Annotated in this window: 16 protein-coding genes, 1 pseudogene and 1 riboswitch; of the genes and pseudogenes, 12 read left to right on the plus strand and 5 right to left on the minus strand. The window is 49.9% G+C overall.

Annotated elements, in window-relative coordinates; genetic code table 11:
- Positions 1-300: 300 nt before the first annotated feature.
- The 4 genes from ICL55_RS26595 (at position 301) to ICL55_RS26610 (ending at position 3,312) form a co-directional block, all read left to right on the plus strand.
- On the plus strand, positions 301-1,065 hold the full coding sequence (locus ICL55_RS26595; RefSeq protein WP_188103303.1) for a Rossmann-like and DUF2520 domain-containing protein: 765 nt from the start codon (positions 301-303) through the stop codon (positions 1,063-1,065).
- A gap of 151 nt (positions 1,066-1,216) precedes the next feature.
- Positions 1,217-1,738 carry a KdsC family phosphatase gene (locus tag ICL55_RS26600; protein WP_188103305.1) on the plus strand — a complete coding sequence of 174 codons (522 nt, stop codon included), beginning with the start codon at positions 1,217-1,219 and terminating at the stop codon, positions 1,736-1,738.
- Entirely contained in the window at positions 1,725-2,693 is a 969-nt protein-coding gene (locus ICL55_RS26605; protein ID WP_281392606.1) for a geranylgeranylglycerol-phosphate geranylgeranyltransferase, read from the plus strand. The genes ICL55_RS26600 and ICL55_RS26605 overlap by 14 nt, the downstream gene beginning before the upstream one ends.
- 40 nt (positions 2,694-2,733) lie before the next feature.
- Positions 2,734-3,312 carry a Maf family protein gene (locus tag ICL55_RS26610; RefSeq protein WP_188103309.1) on the plus strand — a complete coding sequence of 193 codons (579 nt, stop codon included), beginning with the start codon at positions 2,734-2,736 and terminating at the stop codon, positions 3,310-3,312.
- Between the two features lie 224 nt (positions 3,313-3,536).
- Here the strand turns inward: ICL55_RS26610 and ICL55_RS26615 are convergent, their stop codons facing one another.
- On the minus strand, positions 3,537-4,718 hold the full coding sequence (locus tag ICL55_RS26615) for a homoserine dehydrogenase (RefSeq protein WP_188103312.1): 1,182 nt from the start codon (positions 4,716-4,718) through the stop codon (positions 3,537-3,539).
- 67 nt (positions 4,719-4,785) lie between these two features.
- Positions 4,786-5,964 (minus strand): trans-sulfuration enzyme family protein, encoded by a 1,179-nt coding sequence (locus tag ICL55_RS26620; protein WP_188103314.1) that lies wholly within the window; start codon positions 5,962-5,964, stop codon positions 4,786-4,788.
- Positions 5,965-6,143: 179 nt separating this feature from the next.
- Positions 6,144-6,262: riboswitch (SAM riboswitch) on the minus strand.
- Positions 6,263-6,391: 129 nt separating this feature from the next.
- Here ICL55_RS26620 and ICL55_RS26625 point away from each other — a divergent pair.
- Positions 6,392-7,519 (plus strand): annotated as a pseudogene (locus ICL55_RS26625) (DUF2851 family protein); the annotation flags it as partial.
- Positions 7,520-7,833: 314 nt separating this feature from the next.
- On the opposite strand, the gene ICL55_RS26630 reads toward ICL55_RS26625, so the two are convergent.
- Positions 7,834-8,241, minus strand: a complete 408-nt coding sequence (locus ICL55_RS26630; protein WP_188103318.1) for an OsmC family protein — start codon at positions 8,239-8,241, stop codon at positions 7,834-7,836.
- A gap of 186 nt (positions 8,242-8,427) precedes the next feature.
- Between ICL55_RS26630 and ICL55_RS26635 the strand changes: the two genes are divergently transcribed.
- The 5 genes from ICL55_RS26635 to ICL55_RS26655 all read left to right on the plus strand — a co-directional run bounded on the left by ICL55_RS26635 (position 8,428) and on the right by ICL55_RS26655 (position 16,290).
- Positions 8,428-9,264, plus strand: a complete 837-nt coding sequence (locus ICL55_RS26635) for a hypothetical protein (RefSeq protein WP_188103320.1) — start codon at positions 8,428-8,430, stop codon at positions 9,262-9,264.
- A gap of 36 nt (positions 9,265-9,300) precedes the next feature.
- Positions 9,301-10,200, plus strand: a complete 900-nt coding sequence (lipA, locus tag ICL55_RS26640) for a lipoyl synthase (protein WP_168869667.1) — start codon at positions 9,301-9,303, stop codon at positions 10,198-10,200.
- Between the two features lie 388 nt (positions 10,201-10,588).
- A complete protein-coding gene (locus ICL55_RS26645) occupies positions 10,589-11,923 on the plus strand; it encodes a TolC family protein (protein ID WP_188103323.1) in 1,335 nt (444 codons plus the stop codon).
- Between the two features lie 18 nt (positions 11,924-11,941).
- Complete coding sequence (locus ICL55_RS26650) at positions 11,942-13,078, plus strand: efflux RND transporter periplasmic adaptor subunit (protein ID WP_188103325.1); 1,137 nt, start codon at positions 11,942-11,944, stop codon at positions 13,076-13,078.
- 29 nt (positions 13,079-13,107) lie between these two features.
- Positions 13,108-16,290, plus strand: a complete 3,183-nt coding sequence (locus tag ICL55_RS26655; protein WP_188103327.1) for an efflux RND transporter permease subunit — start codon at positions 13,108-13,110, stop codon at positions 16,288-16,290.
- 67 nt (positions 16,291-16,357) lie between these two features.
- Here ICL55_RS26655 and ICL55_RS26660 read toward each other — a convergent pair whose 3' ends face one another.
- Together ICL55_RS26660 and ICL55_RS26665 are read right to left on the minus strand one after the other, a co-directional pair.
- On the minus strand, positions 16,358-16,741 hold the full coding sequence (locus tag ICL55_RS26660) for an SdpI family protein (RefSeq protein WP_188103329.1): 384 nt from the start codon (positions 16,739-16,741) through the stop codon (positions 16,358-16,360).
- A 102-nt stretch (positions 16,742-16,843) separates the two neighbouring features.
- Positions 16,844-19,549, minus strand: a complete 2,706-nt coding sequence (locus ICL55_RS26665; protein WP_188103332.1) for an AsmA-like C-terminal region-containing protein — start codon at positions 19,547-19,549, stop codon at positions 16,844-16,846.
- Positions 19,550-19,680: 131 nt separating this feature from the next.
- On the opposite strand from ICL55_RS26665, the gene ICL55_RS26670 reads away from it, so the two are divergent.
- Both ICL55_RS26670 and ICL55_RS26675 read left to right on the plus strand, forming a co-directional pair.
- A complete protein-coding gene (locus tag ICL55_RS26670; protein ID WP_188103334.1) occupies positions 19,681-20,277 on the plus strand; it encodes a TrmH family RNA methyltransferase in 597 nt (198 codons plus the stop codon).
- Between the two features lie 158 nt (positions 20,278-20,435).
- Positions 20,436-21,146 carry a hypothetical protein gene (locus ICL55_RS26675; protein WP_188103336.1) on the plus strand — a complete coding sequence of 237 codons (711 nt, stop codon included), beginning with the start codon at positions 20,436-20,438 and terminating at the stop codon, positions 21,144-21,146.
- Positions 21,147-21,150: the final 4 nt, after the last annotated feature.

The raw sequence follows: 21,150 nt of genomic DNA on the forward strand, positions 1-21,150 counted from the left end.
ATAAATACTAATAGAATTTTGCAATGATATAAAAGGTCCTTCAAAATAAAAAATAAGGCCCCTTGGTAAAATTACGAATTACAGATTACCAATGGCGAATTCCGGATCATGAATTATGAATGAGGCCGGTTTTGTTGTCCATTATTATATAGAAACCTGCCCATTTAAAGTTTTTCATATAATTAAATATTTCAATTTGATTGAAAGGGTTATTGGTAACCGTCCCTGTCAGAACAGCTTAATTCATAATTCGTCTGTTGTAATTGGCCATTCATAGTTGGTAATTCGTATTTTTAGTTTATGGATATAGTAATCATCGGTACCGGAAACGTGGCCCATTGTTTCGGACAGTTGTTAAAACTGCATGGCCACCAGATCAAGCAGGTGGTAGGCCGCAATCCTGAACATGCCCGAGAGCTGTCGGAAATGCTGAACTCCACTTTCACCACAGATCTGATGGATATAAATATGGAGGCAGACGTGTACCTGCTGGCGGTCAGCGATGCGGCCATCCCGGAACTGAATGATCAGCTCCGCCTGGGCAAACGGATCGTGGCCCATACCGCCGGCGCCGTGCCCCTGAGCGCCATCTCCCGGATATCGGTCAACACCGGGGTACTGTACCCGCTACAGTCTATCCGTAAAGAGCTCAAAAATTACCCGCCCATACCCATTATGTTGGAGGCAGGCAATGACGATGTGCTGAAACGCCTTCAGGCCGTAGCCGGCAGTATCGCCTCCCGTATCACCGTCGCCGATTCCGACCAGCGCCTGAAGTACCACTTCACCGCAGTGCTGTGCAATAACTTCACCAACCACCTTTTTGCGGAAGCGAAAGCGTATTGCGACCGGGAGCAGCTCGACTTCTCCCTGCTGCAACCTATTATTAAGGAGACGTTTGACCGGCTGGAGAGGTATGCCCCGGAAACAGTGCAAACAGGTCCGGCGCTTCGCAACGATGAAACAACCATGGAACTGCACCGTACCCTGCTGGCCGGCAACGAACAGCTGAAACGGGTATACGATGTGATGAGCGAAGCGATCTACCAGTTACACCATAAATAATAATTACGAATTACGAATTACGAATTACGAATTACGAATTACGAATTTTGGCTGCTATACAGCCCTGATTTATAATAAAATAAAGCAATGTATCGTGAGTGGCTTCTAAATTCGTAATTCGTTATTCGTAATTCGTAATTACATTTGTTGGATGAACGTACTAGCTTTATTCAAGCCCATTACCACTTTCGTACTGGATGTGGACGGGGTACTGACGGATGGCACACTGCAGTTATTGCCCGGCGGGGAGATGTCGCGCAAAATGAATATCAAAGACGGTTACGCCTTACAACTGGCCGTGAAAAAGGGATACCGGGTGGTCATCATCTCCGGCGGAAAATCGGAGAGTGTGGTCAGCAGGCTGCAAGGCCTGGGTATCACCGATATCTATACCGGCATACACGATAAAAAAGAAAAACTCCGGGATTATGTGTTTGAGCATGATCTCACCTGGGAGGAAATTCTGTACATGGGCGATGACATCCCTGACTATCAGGTGATGCAGCTCGTAGCCCTGCCTACCTGTCCTGCTGATGCGGCCAGCGAGATCAAAAGCATCTCCCGGTATGTATCCCCGGTAGCAGGCGGACAAGGCTGTGTACGGGAAGTAATAGAAAAAGTCCTGAAGCTCAACAATCACTGGCTGATGGACGAAGGCATTGCATCGAAATAATAAACAGAACACTATGAAGCTCTGGGCTGCGTTTTTTAAGCTGGTGAGATATCCCAACCTCATTTATATTGCCCTTACCCAGTTCCTGTTACAGTATTGCGTGGTGGAGCCGGTGTTGCACAGCAGCGGTGAAGAACCCTCCCTGTCGGTAGTGCAGTTCGTGCTGTTGAGCCTTTCTACTGTACTGATTGCTGCTGCGGGGTATATCATCAATGACTATTTTGACATCAACATCGATATTGTCAATAAACCGGACAAGATGGTGCTGGACAAAATCATCAGCCGCCGCTGGGCTATGGCCTGGCATACCATATTTAATATGGCTGGCGTGTCGCTAGGTTTTATGGTGGCCTGGAAAACGGGTCAGATTTATCTGGGCTTTACACAGGTGATCTGCTCCCTGCTGCTCTGGTTTTATTCTACCTCTTTCAAACGGCAGGTGCTGATCGGTAATGTGGTCATCTCTCTGCTGACCGCCTTGTCGGTATCAGTGGTGGGCTTTTACGAGAAACAGATCTACGAAAGCTTTGAAGCCATCCTGTCGCCTACGGGCCGTAAACTGATACAGATCATCGGCGTATATGCGTTGTTCGCCTTTATCATCTCCATGGTACGGGAAGTAGTGAAAGACCTGGAAGACATGATCGGCGACAGCAAAGATGGTTGCCGTACCATTCCCATCATCTGGGGCGTGCTACCGGCCAAAAGACTGTGTAATATGCTGTTGCTGGCCTTGCAGGTAACCATCATTGCCGTGGAGGTAAGGGTATGGCTGCTGGGTTGGTACATCGCTATCGCCTATCTGGTACTGCTGGTACAGGTCCCCTGCGTATATGCCTACACGTTGCTGAGGAAAGCCCATCTCCCGGAACATTATCACCGGGTCAGCTCCGTGGTAAAATGGGTAATGCTGACCGGAATTTTATCTATGATATTTTTTAAATGCTATCTGTAGCATCATAAATATCAAAATAACAAAACACGAAAATATCAAAATGTACAAAGGCGCTCCTGTGGTGCTGGCTTCCCAGTCGCCCCGCAGAAAACAATTGTTGGAACAGGCGGGTATTCCTTTTGAAGTAAGAGTGGTGGAAACAGCGGAAACTTACCCTGCCGGACTGGAGATTGAACAGATTCCTGTTCATATCGCGCAGCAGAAAGCGGCCGCCGTGATGGCGCTCTGCAAACCGGAAGAAGTCATCATTGCAGCAGACACCGTAGTGGTGCTCGACGATATCATCATCGGCAAACCCAAAGACCGCGATGATGCCATACGTATCCTGACGGCGCTCAGTGGCCGTGAACACCGGGTGATCACAGGGGTGGTAATCCGCCGCAACGGCAGTGAAAAAGCTTTCTCCCAGACCACTACCGTACATTTTAAGCCGCTCACCACCGAACAGGTAACCTACTATGTGGATAACTTCAAACCATACGACAAAGCCGGTGCATACGCTATCCAGGAATGGATTGGCGCAGTAGGCATCGACAGTATCCATGGTTGTTTTTATAATGTGATGGGACTGCCTGTCAGCAAAGTGGCGGAAGAGCTTAATCGGATTACCCAGGGCTGAAGCCCTGGGCTACATTTTGATATGGATTCCTTCATCAGAAGGGAATTGAATAATGCCTTAGCTTAAATATTATTCACGGCCGGGAGAAAGGCTTCTTCATCAGCAAGAAATTGAACAACAAAGGTAGCCCAGGGCTTCAGCCCTGGGACGCCGAAATAAATTAGGCCAATCCAAAAAGGATTGGCCCATTGTAAGTGGTTGGTTGTGCCCTTGGCACCAATGTCTTATTCGAGGACCAACAGGTTAACGTCTTTCTTTTTCAGCCAGCCTGCTTCTCTCAGTTTTTGCAGGTTGATGGTACCTACTACATATCTCCACTCAGGTGATTCATATTTTTCAGAGATGTTGAAGAACTCAGCCAGGTCTACCTGATCGGGTGTTTTGTAGCGCAGGTACACTTTCAGTTTCACATCGTTGGTGAAATTGGGTTGGTTATTCTGTTTGATTTTTTTGTATTCATAACGGTAATTGTAAAGCAGGGCGGAGATGTCTGACAGTACAGCGCTGCCGGTAGCGGTGCCGCCGGCGCCTTTGCCCACGAAGAACTGTTTGTCGGTGAATGCGCTCTCGAGGAGGATGCCGTTGTATTCGTTGTACACATCGTAGAGGAGGTTATGTTCTTTCACGAGGTGTGGCAGTACGTAGGCGAATACGCTTCCGTTCTGGCGGCGGCATTGTGCGATCAGTTTAACGGTACAGTTGCGTTGTTTGGCAAACTGGATATCGAAATCGTTGAGGTGGTGAATACCGAAGTTGTATACTTCTTCGGGTTTCACGAAGGTGCCGAAAGCGTGGAGCAGCAGGATCACGAGTTTGAATTTCGGATCGTAGCCTTCGATATCGAGGGTAGGGTCTGTTTCGGCAAAACCCAGGTCCTGCGCTTGTTGCAGGGCGGTTTCGAAGCTGAGGTTTTCCTCAAATATTTTAGTGAGGATATAGTTCGTAGAGCCGTTACAGATACCTTCCACTGCGTTGAGCAGGTCGTTATCGTAGTATTCTTCCAGGTTGCGGATGATGGGAATGGAAGCGCAGCTGGAGGCTTCGTAGAGGAAAGGTACTTTATTGGCGGACTGCAGTTCGTACAGTGCCGGCAGGTTTTCGGCAATCATGCGTTTGCTGGCGCTGACAACCGCTTTACCGTTGCGCAGGGCGGTGCTCACGATGTCGAAAGCGGCTTCTGTATCGTTGATCAGTTCCACCACTACGTCGATAGTAGGATCTTCAAGGATTTCATTTTTATCCGTTGTAAAATAGCTACTGTCGATAGGTCTTGATTTGTTGGGGTCTTTAATACAGATTTTTTTGATACGTGCATTAATACCTTTGGTCCTGTTCAATACCTCGTACAGACCCTGGCCTACTACGCCGAAACCGAAAATACCCAGATTGATGATCTTGTTTTCCATACTTTAGTTCATAATTGGTTGGTGCTGTCAGCGTTCCTGGCGAAGTAGCCGTGGGGGCGGCTGACAGCTATTGTAAAACAGTGATTTGTTTGCCGGCCGGATGGTTTAATTTATCCAGCGCTTGTTTCAGGTCGTTGATAAGATCTTCTGCATCTTCGATCCCTACGGAGAGTCGGATGCAGGAGTCCTGCAGGCCTGTTTTTTTCCGGAATTCTTCCGGTATGGTGCGATGTGTCATAGTGGCCGGGTGGGCCAGCATGCTTTTCACGCCGCCGAAGCTTTCCGCGAGTTTAAACAGCTTGGTAGCGTTGACGATGCGGATGGCGTTCTTAATATTGTCGGCTTTGAGCGAGAAGCTAACGAGCGCGCCGTAGTTCTTCTGCTGTTTGCGGGCAATGTGATGATTTTTATGCGTGGCCAGTCCGGGGTAGAACACTTTGTCTACTGCCGGGTGGGTGGCGAGCCAGTTGGCGATGGCGCTGGCGTTGCTGCATTGTTTCTCGAACCGGAGGTAGAGTGTTTCAATGCCGCGGATGGTGAGCCATGCTTCAAATGGGCTCAGGATGCTGCCGGAGATGTTCTGGTTGTACCGTATCTGGTCGGCCAGTGCTTTTGAGTTCACCACTACCAGTCCGGCTATCACATCACAGTGGCCTGCCAGGTATTTGGAGGCGCTGTGGATAACGATATCGGCGCCGAGTGTTAGTGGCTGTTGCAGCAGCGGGGTGCTGAAGGTATTGTCTACCGCCAGCAGGATATTATGTTGTTTGGCGATCTTGCTGACGGATTTAATGTCAGACACGCGCAAAGTAGGATTGGTAGGGGATTCCAGCCAGATGATGCGGGTTTTGGGCGTGATAGCGGCCAATACCTTGTCGAGGTTGCTGGTGTCCACGAAATTTACTTTGATGCCAAAGCGTTCAAACATGTGGTTGAAGATCTGGAAGATGCCACCATAGGTATCTTCCACGGCCATGATCTCGTCGCCGGATTTCAGCAGTTTGAGTACGGCGTCGATGGCAGACATGCCGCTGGCGAAGGCGAAGCCGGCATATCCTTCTTCCAGGCTACAGATGAGCTCTTCCAGCACTTTACGCGTGGGATTGTTGGCCCGCGAAAATTCAAAACCCTTATTGATGCCCGGTGATTCCTGCACGAAAGTGGACGTCTGATAGATAGGCACTGAAATGGCGCCTGTCAGTTCGTCTACCGGAATGCTATGAATCAGTTGTGTAGCTGTTTTCATGTTAATAAAATTTTAATGATGTCACGAAGGTCACGCAGTTTCGTGCAACTTTATCATTAAAAATCTATTTTAACAACCTTATTTCCAGGAAGTGGGCGGGAGAAGGCATAAAAAAAGCCCTTCCGGGTGTTGGAAGAGCTATTAATCAATTATATATCTGGTGAAGATTTATCTCTGCCAACTTATCTTTCCCCGGTACACCGGGGCAGGAATTAGCACCTTTTTCCCGACCATTGCTGGTTTGGAAAGGTTGCTAAGGCATCGCAGGGCCAAGTCCCTCCGCCTTTCTGGATAAGTGATGTTAAGAACTGGGTGCAAAGGTAATAGCAGTTTTATCAATTTTCCAAATTTGACCGATAAAATTATTTTCCGGCAGATGGTGTTTCGTTATCTTTAGGAACATTGTTTTACTGACCAACCATATCTTATGCACGTTAACCCCCCGCTCTCGGAAGCGCTATTCCAGCATATCTGGAAGTGCCGGCTATACCGGCAGGAAGGCCTGGTAACTACTACCGGAGAATCTGTACAGGTGATCAGCCCTGGTACCCATAATCATCACAGCGGTCCTGATTTTGCAGGCGCCCGGATAAAAATCGGTCCTGTTTTATGGGCAGGCCCGGTGGAGCTGCATCTGCGGTCGTCCGACTGGTACCGCCATGGTCATGCCGGCAATGCGCAATACGGGCATATCATCCTGCATGTGGTATATGTGCACGACCTGCCAGCCGGTATCGGCGGACATATACGCTGCCTGGAGCTGCAGCCCTATATTTCCAATCTGTTGCTACAGCGCTATGAAGAACTGCGGCAGTCGGCCGCTTTTGTGCCCTGTAGCGCCCATGCCGGCAGGGTGCCGCCGCTGGTGTGGACGTCGTGGCAGGACCGGCTGCTGGCGGAGCGCTGGGAGCGGCGCCAGCGGGAGCTGCTGCACTGGCTGTCGGTGAACCGGCACGACTGGGAGGAGACCTGCTACTGGGCGGTGGCCCGCAGCTACGGCGCGCCGGTCAACGCCCCGGCTTTTCTGGCGCTGGCACAGTCGCTGCCCTACCGGTTATTGCAGCAGTACCACGACCGCCCGTTGGCGACAGAAGCGCTGCTGTTCGGTCAGGCCGGCATGCTGGAAGATGTATTCTCTGACGTATATCCTTTACAGTTACAGCAGGAATACCGGCAGCTGCGGCAGCAGCACCGGCTGGAGCCTTTGCCGGCACATGGCTGGCGGTGGCTGCGGATGCGGCCCTCGTCGTTCCCGTCTATGCGTATCGCTGCTTTGGCGGCGTTGCTGCAACGCAGTAGGCGCCTGTTTTCGGCTATGCTGGAAGTGGCCGCCGGGCGGCAGCTGGAGCAGCTGTTTTTCGTACCCCCTTCACCGTACTGGCATACGCACTACCGGTTTGAACGCCCCGTCCGGCGGGCCTCCCAGCCAGGGCGACAGGCATTGCATGCGGTGCTGATCAATAGTGTGCTACCCCTGATGCACCTGTATGGCCGGTACGGGCAACAGCCAGACTATCAGGAGCTGGCGCTGACGCTATTACAGGAACTGCCGCCGGAAGACAATCATGTCATCCGGGAGTGGGAGCAGCTGGGGGTGGCGCCTGCACAGGCATTAGGCTCTCAGGCCATGCTGGAACTGAAGCAGTATTATTGTGAGCAGAAGAGATGTCTGGAATGCGCGGTGGGAACGCGAATACTCACGCAGCGGGAGTTCACGCAAAGGCGCTAAGCAGCAAAGACGCAAAGGATTAAATAAGAATTGTAAGAAAGCAAAGGAGCGGAGATCAGATTTGATCTCCGCTCCTTTGCTTTCTCTGCTCGCTTATATCATCTTTGCGTCTTTGCTGCTTAGCGCCTTTGCGTGAAAAACTACCAATTGAAGGTTATATCCTGTTTAATATCCGGATGAACGCTGTATGCTACCGGGCAGGTGTGGGCGGCTCTTTCCAGGATGGTCCTTTCCTTTTCGCCCAGGTTATGGCCGGCCGGCATGTCAAAAACCACGGTGATACCGGTGATGCGGCGTGGCTCTGTGCCCATGATCTTGGTGACGGTCACTTTGGTGCCTTCGATATTCCAGTTGTTGTCTCTGGCTTTGATGCCCATAATGGTGAGCATGCAGTTGCCCAGGGCGGTGGCTACCAGGTCGGTAGGGGAAAAACGTTCTCCTTTGCCCTGATTGTCAACCGGGGCATCGGTTTCTATCACAGTGCCGGACTTCAGGTGCGTAGCGGTGGTTCTCAGATCGCCGTTATAGATAATTTCAGCTGTTGCCATAATTTTTTATTTTAGAAGATGTTTTTGCTGTTTGATATCAACCGTAAAATAAGTGTATTTTTAGTAGATCAGGAAGACCGGAGAAGATGGCCTGGCAAACTCAAAAAAAATTAGGTACGTTTGTAATATTAATATAACAATACCTTTGTTCAAGCGTTTATTTATTACAATAATAGCCCATTCACTGTGAAGAAATTATACATCATCCTATTTTTAGCAACCATCAGCGGCGGGTTGTACGCACAGACAACAGGCCGGGAATCTACGTCCTCCCCGAAAAAAAGCGAGAAAGAACAGCGTAAACTGAAGCGGATTTCTGTTTTCCGGGAACAGGAAGAGGGAGAGAACCTGTTTCAGCGTGATTTTTCCGCAGGTGCCCGTTTGAATACCGATGGCTGGTCCGGCTTTGTGGAGATGGGCTATCGCAAAAACCGGAAGGTGGTGAATTATTTCCAGTTTGAGTTCGCAGAGAAAAAGGACCCTAAAGAAACCAAGCGCCAGGGCAATGGCGGCAGCGGCTTTTCTTTTACCGAAAGGCCTTTTATATATGGTAAAGTGAATAACTTCTACCAGGCCAAGCTGGGTATCGGTCAGCGCTACCTGATCGGCGGCAAAGCCAATAAAAACGGTGTAGAAGTAGACGCTATTTATTATGGCGGCATCACTTTCGGGCTGCTCAAACCTTACTATCTGCGCGTGAAGAGCCAGGAGGGACCTGAAAAAGAGGTGAAATATGACGTCAATGACCCCAATAATAACTTCCTCAAAGAAGACAAGATCATTGGTGCTGCCGGATTTGGCAAAGGATGGAGCGACCTGGACTTTGTGCCTGGTTTGCATGCGCGGGCCGGCCTCCGTTTCGACTGGGCCCATTTCAATGAGATCGTCAGCGCCCTTGAGGTAGGTGTGAACGCCGAAATGTATTCAAAAAAGATACAGATTATGGCAGAACAGAAAGATAAACAGTTGTTTTTTAATGCATATGTTAGCTTGCAATTTGGTAAGCGCTGGAATAGGAGATAAGTGTTAACTTTGTTTTTTTAAAGAAAGGAGTTAACGATGCAAGAACTACCCGTTATAGCAGCAGAACCAGCCACCACCAGAGTGAAGAAGCCAGACTGGCTGCGCGTTAAGTTACCGATAGGCGAGAACTACAAGCAGGTAAGAAACCTGGTAGATACCCATAAATTACATACCATCTGCGAAAGCGGCAACTGTCCCAATATGGGCGAGTGCTGGGGCGCCGGTACGGCCACTTTCATGATCCTGGGCAATATCTGTACCCGTAGCTGCGGTTTCTGTGCCGTAGCCACCGGCCGTCCGGAAGCCGTGGACTTTGATGAGCCGCAGCGTGTGGCGGAAGCTATCTACCTCATGAAGGTAAAACATGCGGTGATCACCTCCGTAGACAGGGACGAGCTGAAAGATGGTGGTTCCATTATCTGGGCCAATACCATCAACGCAGTAAGGGCACTGAACCCCGAAACCACCATGGAAACCCTCATTCCGGACTTCCGTGGCCAATGGGAGAACCTGCAGCGTATCATCGATGTGGCGCCCGAAATCGTTTCCCATAACCTGGAAACAGTAGAACGCCTCACCAAACAGGTAAGGATACAAGCCAAATACCACCGTAGCCTCGAAGTGATCCGCCGCCTGAAAGAAGGAGGCATGCGCACTAAGAGCGGTATCATGCTCGGACTGGGAGAAACCAAAGAAGAAGTGGTGCAGGCCATGCAGGACCTCTACGATAATGGTTGCGATGTGGTAACACTGGGCCAGTATCTGCAGCCTACACCCAAACATCTGCCGGTAGTCCGCTTCGTTCACCCGGATGAATTTGCTGAATTACGCGAGATCGGTTATAACATGGGACTCGACTACGTAGAAGCAGGACCGTTAGTAAGATCTTCCTATCATGCAGAGAAACATATTTTCAGCGGTCGTAATAAAGGATGACCGGAGAAGAATTTCAATCAATTGTTAAAATCCACCCAATGGGTGGATTTTTGTTTAGAGAAGGTTATCTTAGCGCCTCAATTTTAATTTTACCTAAGTAACAGATCAACTGTTATACTACCTACTTCGCTGTTGTCGGATGTTGTTCAAAAGGTGAAAAACCCGCCTGTGGGCTATGCCACGGTGTAACCTGAATAACCAGCAATTTTTATCAAGCCTACCTGTTTTCCTGCGATTGCAGCATGTAGTGGTCATTACTATCATGTGTGACTATGTGCAGAGGAAATCTTTAGCATTAATGGAGCATGAATGGTCCGTGACAGGTTCGCCTGCTGATATTTCATGCTCACGATTGGTACAATGAAGAACTGAATGTCAAAAGCCTTTTATGAAAAGAGCATTTTACTTTTTGGCTGCTGCCTGTGGGATAATGTTATCGCCACCGCTGTATGCGCAGCAACCTGCTGATTCTGTTTTAACCAGCGCCACGCTGCAGGATTGTATCCGGTATGCCCTGGCCCATCAGCCTGTGCTGAAACAGTCACAGATCGATGAAGCCATCACCGACCGGACCGTCAAAAGCAAGCTGGCCGACTGGTACCCCCAGATCAACCTGGACTACAACCTCCAGCATTACATGGAGCTGCCCACCTCCATCTTTGGCGGTAATGCCACCAAAGTGGGCGTAGCCAATACTTCCACCGCCGGATTTGGGCTTAACCAGAACATCTTTACCCGCGACCTGCTGCTGGCCTCTAATACGGCCAAGGCTGTACGAAAACAAAGCAAACAGAACACCGTCCGCAATCAGATCGATGTGGTGGCCGATGTCAGCAAAGCGTATTATGACATTCTGTTGAACAGCCAGCAGATACAGGTATTGGATGAAGACATCATCCGGCTGGAACGCAGCCTGAAAGATGCCCGTAATCAGTATGAGAGTGGTACGGTAGACAAGATCGACTTTAAGCGCGCTACCATCTCCCTGAACAACGCGCGTGCACAACAGAAATCTGCCCGTGAACTGCTCACGGCCAAACAGGTCTACCTGAAACAACTGATGGGCTATCCGGAGAGCGCCGGTAACGTGCCGCTGGTATATGATACCGCACAGATGGCGCAGCTGGTGACAGGAGCAGATACCACCCTGACAGCTGACTACCAGAACAGAATTGAATATCAACAACTGCAAACACAACAGAGCCTGCAGAAAGCCAACCTGCAATACAATAAGTGGAGCTTCCTGCCTGCTGTGTCAGCATTTGTGAATTATAACTTCGTCTGGCAAAACCAGACTTTCAGCAAACTATATAATACCGATTATCCCAACTCCCTGCTGGGATTGAAACTGTCGCTCCCGATTTTCCAGGGCGGCAAACGGATACATAATATTAAAATGGCCGAGCTGCAGCTACAGCGCGTGGACTGGGATTTCGCTACCCTGAAGAACCAGATCAACACACAGTATGCACAGGCCATGGCTACTTATAAAAGTAACCTCAACGACTTCAACACCCTGAAAGAAAACGTGGCGATGGCGCAGGATGTCTATAATATGCTGCAACTGCAATACAAGGAAGGCATCAAGACGTACCTGGACGTGCTGATTTCAGAAACAGACCTGCGCACAGCGCAGCTGAGTTATTACAACGCTATGTACCAGGTGCTGTCCAGCAAGATAGACCTGCAAAAAGCATTAGGAACCTTAACTGCTAATTATTAAATGGTAACCGGATCGGATATGAAAAAAATGAACCACTTTGTCTTAATCAGCGCTACCGGCCTGTTGGGCTTCGCCGCCTGTAAAGGGCCTGCCCAGAAAGGAGCGCCAGCCATGCCCCCTACATCGGTTAATATTACGGAGGCATCCGAAGCGCCGGCCGTTTATTATGATAAATTCCCCGCTACCGTCACCGCACTGAACAATGTAGAACTGCGTTCTCAGGTAGCAGGTTTTATCACCGGTATTTTCTTTAAGGATGGAGAAGTTGTGCAGCAGGGAAAACCTTTGTATGAAATAGACCGCCGTAAATATCAGGCTGCCTATCTTCAGGCAGAAGCTAATATCGCCAGCGCGAAGGCCAACTATAACAGGGCTAAAAAAGATGACGAACGTTACAAACGCCTCGCCGAACAGGATGCGGTAGCCCGTCAGATACTGGATAATGCAGAAGCTACGCTGGAAACCACACGCAGTGCGCTCGCCGCGGCAGAAGCCAATCTGGCTGCCGTACGCACAGACCTGGACTATTCCCTCGTGAAAGCGCCGTTCACCGGCCGTATCGGTATTTCCCAGGTAAGGCTGGGTGCACAGGTAAGTCCCGGTACCACTCTGCTGAATACCATCTCCAGCGAAAATCCGATCGCAGTGGATTTTGTGATCAACGAAACAGACCTTTCCCGCTTCGCTGCCATGCAGGGTAAAAGCATCGGCGCCGGTGATTCCACTTTCCGCCTGCAACTGCCTGATGGCACCATGTACCAACATGGCGGCCGTATACTGGCCATCGATCGTGGCGTAGACAATCAGACGGCTACCGTGAAGGTGAGAATTGAATTCACCAACCCGGAAAATCAACTGAAAGATGGTATGAGCTGCGTATTACAGGTGCTCAACGAGCAGTCCGGCCATCGTTTGCTGCTGCCTTATAAAGCTGTTACCGAACAAATGGGCGAATACTTTGTGTTCGTGGCAAAAGATACCATCGCTGTACAAAAGAAAGTACACCTTGGACCTAAGATTGCCGATAAGATCGTGATCATGGACGGTATTCAGGCCGGTGATAAAGTGATCACAGAAGGTTTCCAGCGTCTGCGTGACAGCGGCCGGATACAGATAGGAATGCCACCCGCACAGGGCGCACCGCAGAAGAAATAGTTTATTAGTAGAATCAACAGCAGAAACTCATGATTGCAGATACTTTTATAAAAAGGCCGGTGACCGCAATAGTGATCTCTATTGTACTGGTGCTGGTAGGGATACTGGCGATGATGAACCTGCCCATAGGGCAGTACCCTGAGATCTCGCCCCCTACGGTACAGGTGACCGGCAACTATACCGGCGCGGACGCGCAGACGGTAGAACAAACGGTGGCCACGCCCGTGGAAGTGCAGGTAAACGGTACCCCCGGTATGACCTACATCTCCACCAACAACACCAGCAGCGGTCAGATGAGCATGACGGTCAACTTTGAAGTAGGTACCGATATCAACATCGCCGCGCTGGACGTGCAGAACCGTGTAGGTATTGCGCAGCCCACCCTGCCACAGGAAGTACAGCGTTTAGGTCTTACCGTTAGAAAACGTAACCCCAGCATCCTGATGCTGGTGGCCCTTTACTCACCTAAAGGCACACACGATATTACCTTCCTCGACAACTACACCAACGTATATGTAAAAGATGCGTTGCTGCGTGCGAAAGGGGTGGGTGATATCTTCACCCGTGCCGACGACTTCAGTATGCGTATCTGGCTGAAGCCCGATAAGCTGGCACAGATGGGCGTTACCGCCGAAGACATCCGTGCCGCGCTGGCCGAACAGAACGCGCAGATCACGGCCGGCTCCGTAGGTGCGCCCCCGCAACAGACAGGACAAACTTTTGAATACAATATCTTCACCAAAGGCCGTTTGACTACGCCGGAAGAATTTGGCAATATCATTGTCAAAACCCGCCCGAACGACGGTTCACTGGTGTACCTGAAAGATGTGGCCCGTATTCAGCTGGGTAAGTTCAACTACTCCGGTAACAACTTCGTGGATGGCAAACGTGCCGCCTACCTCCTGGTGTACCAGGCGCCCGGCAGCAACGCGCTGGAAACAGCTGCTAACGTTACCGAGGCGATGGAGCAGCTGAAGAAACAATTCCCCAACGATGTGGATTACGTAGTGCCGTTCGAGTCAGTGTCTGTGGTGAAAGTATCTATCGAAGAAGTGTTGCATACACTGGTAGAAGCCCTGATACTGGTGGTGATCGTGGTGTTCCTGTTCCTTCAGAGCTGGAGGGCTACCATCATCCCGATCCTGGCCATCCCGGTGTCTATCATCGCCACGTTCATCTTCTTCATCCCGCTGGGCTTTACCATTAATACCCTGACATTGTTCGGCTTCGTACTGGCGATCGGTATTGTGGTGGATGACGCCATTGTGGTGGTGGAAGCGGTGCAGCATAATATCGATCACGAGAAGATGTCGCCGAAGGATGCCACCATACAGGCCATGAAAGAGATTTCCGGTCCGGTAATCGCCATCGCGCTGATCCTGGCAGCGGTATTTGTGCCGGTAGGGTTTATCCCCGGCATCGTAGGTCGTCTGTATCAGCAGTTCGCTATCACTATCGCGATCTCCGTACTAATCTCCGCTTTTGTGGCGCTGTCGCTCACGCCGGCATTGTGTATGCTGCTGCTGAAGCCCATGCATCTCGACAAAGATTCAAAAGGTCTCAATAAGTTCTTCTATAAATTCAACCGCTGGTTTGGACATACCACTTCCCGTTATTCCATGGGGGTGAAAAAGAGCATCCGGTATGCCCGTTTCGGTATCATCCTGCTGCTTTGCATCTTCGTAGGCACGGTGATGCTGTTCAAAGCCAAACCATCCGGCTTTATCCCAACAGAAGATGAAGGCCGTCTGATCATTACCTTCGACCTGCCGGAGTCCTCTTCCACAGAGCGTACGGTGGCGGTGATGAGCCAGATGATGAAAGACCTCGACGAAACGCCTGGTATCAACCACTATGCGGCGCTCGGGGGCCTGAACGCGGTGAACTTCTCCACCAAATCCAACAGTGCCACGATCTTCTGTTCCCTGAAACCCTGGAGCGAACGTAAAGCGGATTCCCTTCAGATCTTCGGGATGGTAGCTGCCGTGCAGAAAAAACTCAGCAAGTACAAGGAAGCCAATGTGGTGGTAATTCCGCCGCCTGCGATCCCTGGTCTGGGTCAGACTGCCGGTTTCTCCTTTGTATTGCAACAGCGTGGAAGCGGCGATATCAAAGCCTTTGAAGGCGTGTTGCAACAGTTCATCGGGGCTGTCAACAAACGGCCGGAGATAGCGCGAGCCTTCTCTTTCTTCACTGCCCGTACGCCAGGTTATCAGCTGGACATCGACCGTGAAAAAGCGAAGAAAATGGGCGTGAAGATCTCTGACATCGCCACCGCTTTACAGACGTATATGGGGAGTGCTTATATCAACGACTTCACCGTATATGGCCGTAACTTCCGCGTGGTAACGCAGGCAGACTCCTCTTATCGCGGGGATATCAAGAACCTGGGCCAGTTTTATGTGCGCAACAGCTCCGGTGCCATGGTGCCATTGAGCGCGCTCACATCTTACAAAGTGATCGAGAACGCGCCGGTGATCTCCCACTATAACCTGTTCCGCTCTGCGGAAATCAACGGTAACCCGGCTCCGGGCTATAGTAGTGGTGATGCGATCAACGCCCTGAAAGAGGTGGCTGCGCAGGTATTACCGGAAGGGTATGGATATGAATTCTCCGGTCTGAGCCGTGAGGAGATATTATCCGGCTCCAAAACCGTATATATCTTTGCGTTATCCATCATCTTCGTGTTCCTGTTCCTTGCCGCATTGTACGAAAGCTGGTCTGTTCCGTTCTCCGTACTGCTGGCCGTACCTATCGGTGCGTTCGGTGCGATCACGGTACTCACGTTCCTGCCTAAACTGAGCAATAACGTATATGCCCAGATTGGTCTGATCACGCTGATTGGTCTGTCGGCAAAAAACGCCATCCTGATCGTAGAGTTTGCCAAAGAGCGTGTGGACAGAGGCATGGACCTGGTAACGGCCGCCGTGGAAGCTGCTAAGCTGCGTCTGCGCCCGATCATCATGACATCGCTTGCGTTCCTGCTCGGTATCATGCCGCTGGTATTATCTTCCGGCGCCGGCGCCGAAGCCCGTAAAACGATGGGCTGGACGGTACTGGGTGGTATGTTTACTGCCACCTTCCTTGCTATCTTCATTGTACCGGTACTGTATGTAGTCATCACCCGACTGGCATATGGTAAAGAGAAACTGAAGAAAATGAAAGAGAATTATCAGGCCGTACCGGAGCATGACATACAAGGCAAATTGTAGTTGTAGTAAGTACATAATAGCTGCCCCCATTGACGGTATGTCAATGGGGGCTTTTTATGGATGGGGGTTATAAGTTGTCGTTGTCTTCCGGTGATTCCGGCTCTATTTGCTGGAGACGCCATTCTGTATAGCCAACCATGTACATAGCGCCTGTCACCACTGCTCCTACGGTGATGTACCAGAACCAGTCGGTCTGGCTGTCGAAGAAGAGGGCGCAGGCGAGCCCGGTGGGTATCAGGATGATACCGATGCGCCTGGAAATATAGGCTGCATGCTGATTGGCGGCCTGCCACATTTCGGGGCTGCGGGTAGCCAGGGCACTACGATAGCCATACCACGATCTGGTGCTTTTAGGAGGATAACGCCGGATAAAATACCCCATGAAGACGAAGATGATCCCAGCGAAAATAGCTGCATTACAGTAGGTGGAATGCACGAAATTCATGAACATGGGAAAGGGGTTTGGTTACTATAAGTTACGAAAAAATAACGGGTACAATAAAAAAAGCTCCTGCGTATGGCAGGAGCTTTTTGATGATCAGTAATAATGCATTTATTGTTTCGTAGAATCGGCGGCTGGTTTCTTCTTGCCAAACAGGCCGTTGAGCGTGTTTTTCACGGATTCTCCGGCTTGTTTGCCTACATTTTCCAGTGGTTTGCCACCGGTGTGGGCAGAATCTTTTTTGCCGCTCAATTGATTTTTAAGTTCGTCTTTTAAGGCGTTGACTGCATTGTTTTTGATCTGTTTTACGGAGTCGCGTACCACGTTTTTCACGGTGTCTATTTTATTTTTCACCAGTTCGGTGGCCTGATTTTTCAGGTTGTTGGCGCTTTCTTTCAGATCTGTTTTCAGGGAAGGCTTCATGATGTTACCCGCCATGAGTACCTGCAGATGAACGCTGTCGCCCAGATTTACGGGGATGCCTTTGTTCTGTGCCTGTGACACGAGGTTGTTCACCAGGCTGTTGCCGGCAGCGCCCATGAGGCTGCGGGGCAGCGCCAGTTGCAAGGTATAGTCGAGCGACTGGTCGAAGCCGTGAGAACCGGCGATGTTCATGGTAACGCCGTTGACGGCTACTTTGAACGGATTCACTTTTACGCGGCCGTTTTCGAAGGCGAAATAGTTTTTGATATCGCGCAGGGAGATGTCTTTCAGCTGGGAGACGTTGAGCGTGTTGGCCAGTTGATCTACCGGTGCGAACTGTTTCAGGAAGCCTTGTATCAGCAGCAGGTTACCGTCGCCGGTGAGGGTATTGAGCACGGGGCTCATGTCTTTACCCAGTTTACCGTGCATTTTCAGCTGAGAGGTGATTTTACCGGAGAGGAATTTACCGATAGGCATCAGTTTCTGGACCGTATTGAAGGTGTTGAAAGTCTGTTGCACGTCGAGGTTCTGCACATCATAGGCGATGTTAACATCCGGATTGGTCTTGCTGTTTTTGGTGCTGTAGCTGCCGTTGATTTCCATGGTACCCTGCAGTGCGTTGGCTTTCAGCTGTTGCATGGTGAGGGTTTCATCTTTCAGCAGCAGGGTGCCGGTGACGTTGTTCAGTTCTGCTTTATCGTACAGTACTTTGCCTACGGCTGTTTGCAGGCTGATATTCAGATTGGCCGGAACGGCGAACGGCATCATGGCTGCGGAGTCCACTTTGGCGGGAGCTGCGGCGGTGTTGGCAGCAGGCGTGGTGGTAGCGCCCATGAACTTGTTCACATTCACCTGATCGGCTTTGAAGTTCAGTTTACCGTCGAGGGGAGCGTTTTTAAACGTATAGGCGAGCAGGTTATTTACTTCACCGTTAGCATCGAAGTTGGTGCCCAGGTATTGACCGCTCAGTTCTTTCACGGTCACGTTTTTGGGGTTGAACTGCAGGAAGAGGTTTTTTACGTTCACGCCGTCGGGGTAGTCTTGGCTTTTGTACAGCATATTGCTGAGTTGCAGGGTACCGGCGGCATAGAAGCGGTCGTATTGTTGTTTTTCGATGGCGCTCATATTGCCTTTGGCGGAGATATCTGCATCGAGGAGGCCGTTGAGGGTGGTGCCTGTCCCCAGTTTCACGAACTGTGTGATTTTAGACAGGTCTATTTTGCCTTTGGCGGCGCCGTCCAGGTACATGTCAGATACCGGTGTTTTCACCAGCAGGCGCAGGTCCAGCGGGGTGTTGTCCATTTCGAGGTGCGCAGTAGGCATATCCACTACGGTATGGTCGGGCACACCATCGGGGTTGCTGACTTTCATCGCGATCTGGATATTTTTCACTGGTTTAGGCAGGTCAGGATATTGGAAGAAACCGTCTTTTACGTGGAGGTCCAGTCCGAAGGCCGGCATTTGCGCCGGAGAGTAGTTGCCTTTTACATATCCGCCGAAAGCAGCGTTGCCGCTGGTTTTGATTTTATCGAAATCAGCTTTGTAGATGGCCGGCACGAGCGACAGGATGTCTTTGAAGTTGGTAGAAGGAGCTTTAAAGCTGAGGTCCATGCCGTAGGTGGAATCATTGACCAGTTTAAAGAAGCCTTGCAGGGCCACTTCCAGGTTGTTGAGGCCTGCTTTACCTTCTTTCAGTGTATACGTGCTCGTGGTATTATCTATCTGAATATCAGCGTCCAGTTTTGTTTTTACACTGGAGAGATAAGGGATAGGGCCATAGCGGAAAGTGATGCCATCCGCTTTGGTGCTGGTAGACAGGGTAAATTTGTCCTGGGTGAAGTCACCTTTACCCTGATGGGTCAGTCCGTCGATGATCAGCTGCATATTGCCCTGCTGGTCGTCGTAGTTGATCAGCGCGTCTTCAATTTTATATTGCTGAAGGCTCAGGGCGAAAGTGGTTTTGCTGGTATCTGCCGGCGTGGCCTGTGCAGTATCCGGTTTGGTGATGTTCCAGTTGGCCGCCCCGTTTTTATGTACAACTGCGTATATGCGTGGGTTGATAAGGGCTACGTTATAGATGTCCATTTTACCGCCTTTGATGACGCTCATCAGATCGAGGGCTACATCTATCTGTTTTACAGCCAGCAGGGTATCTCCTTCAAATTCGCCGGTACCGGTTACCTGGAGCTGGTCCAGTCCCACCGCCAGCCGTGGGAAATGCCGGAACAGGCTGATATCCACATCTTTAAAGTCTACTTTGGCTGTCAGGTGTTTATTGAGTTCTGTTTTCACTTTGGCGATGATCTTGTCCTTAAAGAAATAAGGAATGGCGATGGCCGCCAAAATGAGTACTACCAGTGTAACCGCTACAATCTTCAGGATTTTTTTGAGCATAGGTTATCTTTTGATTTTTATGAATGTGAAGGTAGTTTTTTCCGGGAAAGGAGCAAAGCCTTCGGGGAGGTAACCTGGCAGCTTCCTGTCATTTTTAGTATTTTTGCGGTATTCGCGAAAATATCAGACGTATGACACCAGAAAGGAAGGAGCGGTTATTGACCACCCTGAACAGGCGGCAAGCCAATTTAACCGTTGTATTGGAAGATGTGCAGGACCCGCATAACGTTTCTGCCGTATTACGTACCTGCGATGCCGTGGGCATCCAGGATGTATATGTTATCACTACCATGGCCCCACGCCAGAAGAAATGGGGACATAGGAGCAGCAGCAGCGCCGCCATGTGGCTGACGATCCATCAGTTTGACAATGTGGAGGAGTGTATGACCGCACTGCGTGCCAAATATGATAAAATATATACCACCCATCTGACTTCAGATGCCATCAGTCTTTATAATATCGACTTCACCGGCTCCGTAGCGCTGGTATTTGGAAATGAACAAATGGGTGTCAGCGAAAAGATAAGGTCCTTGTCGGATGGGAATTTCATCATTCCGCAAATGGGCATTATCAAGTCCCTGAACATATCTGTTGCCTGTGCGGTGAGTATCTATGAAGCCATGCGTCAGAAGACACTGGCCGGTCATTATGATAAGCCGGGCTTACCCCCTGAACAATATAACGCCCTCGCCGAACAGTGGGGGTATCAGCAGGAGGAGGGGGAATAAACCCCTCCTTTTTTGTGTTGAAAATGCTGTATCTTGTAGCTGCCTATACTGAATGAGTGTGTTGTTAACTGTTTATACCTGAAATGTACCTCCCCGGGTAGATAATTTTATAACTGGTGGATAGCTGGAGAAGCTATTAGCATAAAGTATGTCCAAAAATGAATGATTTTCTGCTGAAAGTAGATCGGGTAGCCACGGTAGAGGAAGCAATGGCATTGGAACAGCTGGGGGTGGATCTCATTACGGTGTCTGTGATGGAAGATGTCCGGTTTCCTGATACCAGAAGTGTGGATATCCCGACAGCATTAGCTATCCGGAATGCGTTACAGCATTGTAAACTGATAATAGAATTTCCGCATGATGTACGAGCGATTGACACGGTTCCGATACTGAATGAAATTTCTCCGGTTTGCGTACAGTACAATGGTTACGGGTTGCCTGGTGATGACTTTATTCATGAGATGCAACGGAGGGGATTATCGATCATCTATGCAGGTATAGAAGCTTCTCATGATGATGATGGATCGTGGGTTGCCGGTTTTCATAACGAGGCATCAAGGGAGCTGAATCGGGTTTATCTGCAGATTGATTTGATCCCTGAGTACAATGATTCCTGGGACTATTTAAAGCAGGAGGCTTGGAAGTATAGCGACTCCCTGCAGCAGGAAGATATATTGGAGATAGGAGAGAAATTTCCCCTCTTGGTTACTACGGATATTGATGCCTTTAACGTGAGAGAGATAATAGAAGAACTGCATACGGTAGAAGGAATTACGTTCATTCTGTGTGATGTGGCGCCGAAATGGGCGGTACATACGTTTGAATACGAAGATGTAGTCTTAATACTACAGCAGTTGAAAGAAAAGTAGTTTC

This window comes from Chitinophaga varians (assembly GCF_014529945.1).
Classification (GTDB): Bacteria; Bacteroidota; Bacteroidia; order Chitinophagales; family Chitinophagaceae; genus Chitinophaga; species Chitinophaga varians.

What these genes read in the sequence shown, in the direction of transcription:
- ICL55_RS26595 (WP_188103303.1), top strand. Translation starts at nt 301, where the DNA reads ATGGATATAGTAATCATCGGTACCGGAAACGTGGCCCATTGTTTCGGA.
- ICL55_RS26600 (WP_188103305.1), top strand. Translation starts at nt 1,217, where the DNA reads ATGAACGTACTAGCTTTATTCAAGCCCATTACCACTTTCGTACTGGAT.
- ICL55_RS26610 (WP_188103309.1), top strand. Translation starts at nt 2,734, where the DNA reads ATGTACAAAGGCGCTCCTGTGGTGCTGGCTTCCCAGTCGCCCCGCAGA.
- ICL55_RS26615 (WP_188103312.1), bottom strand. Translation starts at nt 4,718, where the DNA reads ATGGAAAACAAGATCATCAATCTGGGTATTTTCGGTTTCGGCGTAGTA.
- ICL55_RS26620 (WP_188103314.1), bottom strand. Translation starts at nt 5,964, where the DNA reads ATGAAAACAGCTACACAACTGATTCATAGCATTCCGGTAGACGAACTG.
- ICL55_RS26630 (WP_188103318.1), bottom strand. Translation starts at nt 8,241, where the DNA reads ATGGCAACAGCTGAAATTATCTATAACGGCGATCTGAGAACCACCGCT.
- lipA (WP_168869667.1), top strand. Translation starts at nt 9,301, where the DNA reads ATGCAAGAACTACCCGTTATAGCAGCAGAACCAGCCACCACCAGAGTG.
- ICL55_RS26645 (WP_188103323.1), top strand. Translation starts at nt 10,589, where the DNA reads ATGAAAAGAGCATTTTACTTTTTGGCTGCTGCCTGTGGGATAATGTTA.
- ICL55_RS26650 (WP_188103325.1), top strand. Translation starts at nt 11,942, where the DNA reads ATGAAAAAAATGAACCACTTTGTCTTAATCAGCGCTACCGGCCTGTTG.
- ICL55_RS26655 (WP_188103327.1), top strand. Translation starts at nt 13,108, where the DNA reads ATGATTGCAGATACTTTTATAAAAAGGCCGGTGACCGCAATAGTGATC.
- ICL55_RS26660 (WP_188103329.1), bottom strand. Translation starts at nt 16,741, where the DNA reads ATGTTCATGAATTTCGTGCATTCCACCTACTGTAATGCAGCTATTTTC.
- ICL55_RS26665 (WP_188103332.1), bottom strand. Translation starts at nt 19,549, where the DNA reads ATGCTCAAAAAAATCCTGAAGATTGTAGCGGTTACACTGGTAGTACTC.
- ICL55_RS26670 (WP_188103334.1), top strand. Translation starts at nt 19,681, where the DNA reads ATGACACCAGAAAGGAAGGAGCGGTTATTGACCACCCTGAACAGGCGG.
- ICL55_RS26675 (WP_188103336.1), top strand. Translation starts at nt 20,436, where the DNA reads ATGAATGATTTTCTGCTGAAAGTAGATCGGGTAGCCACGGTAGAGGAA.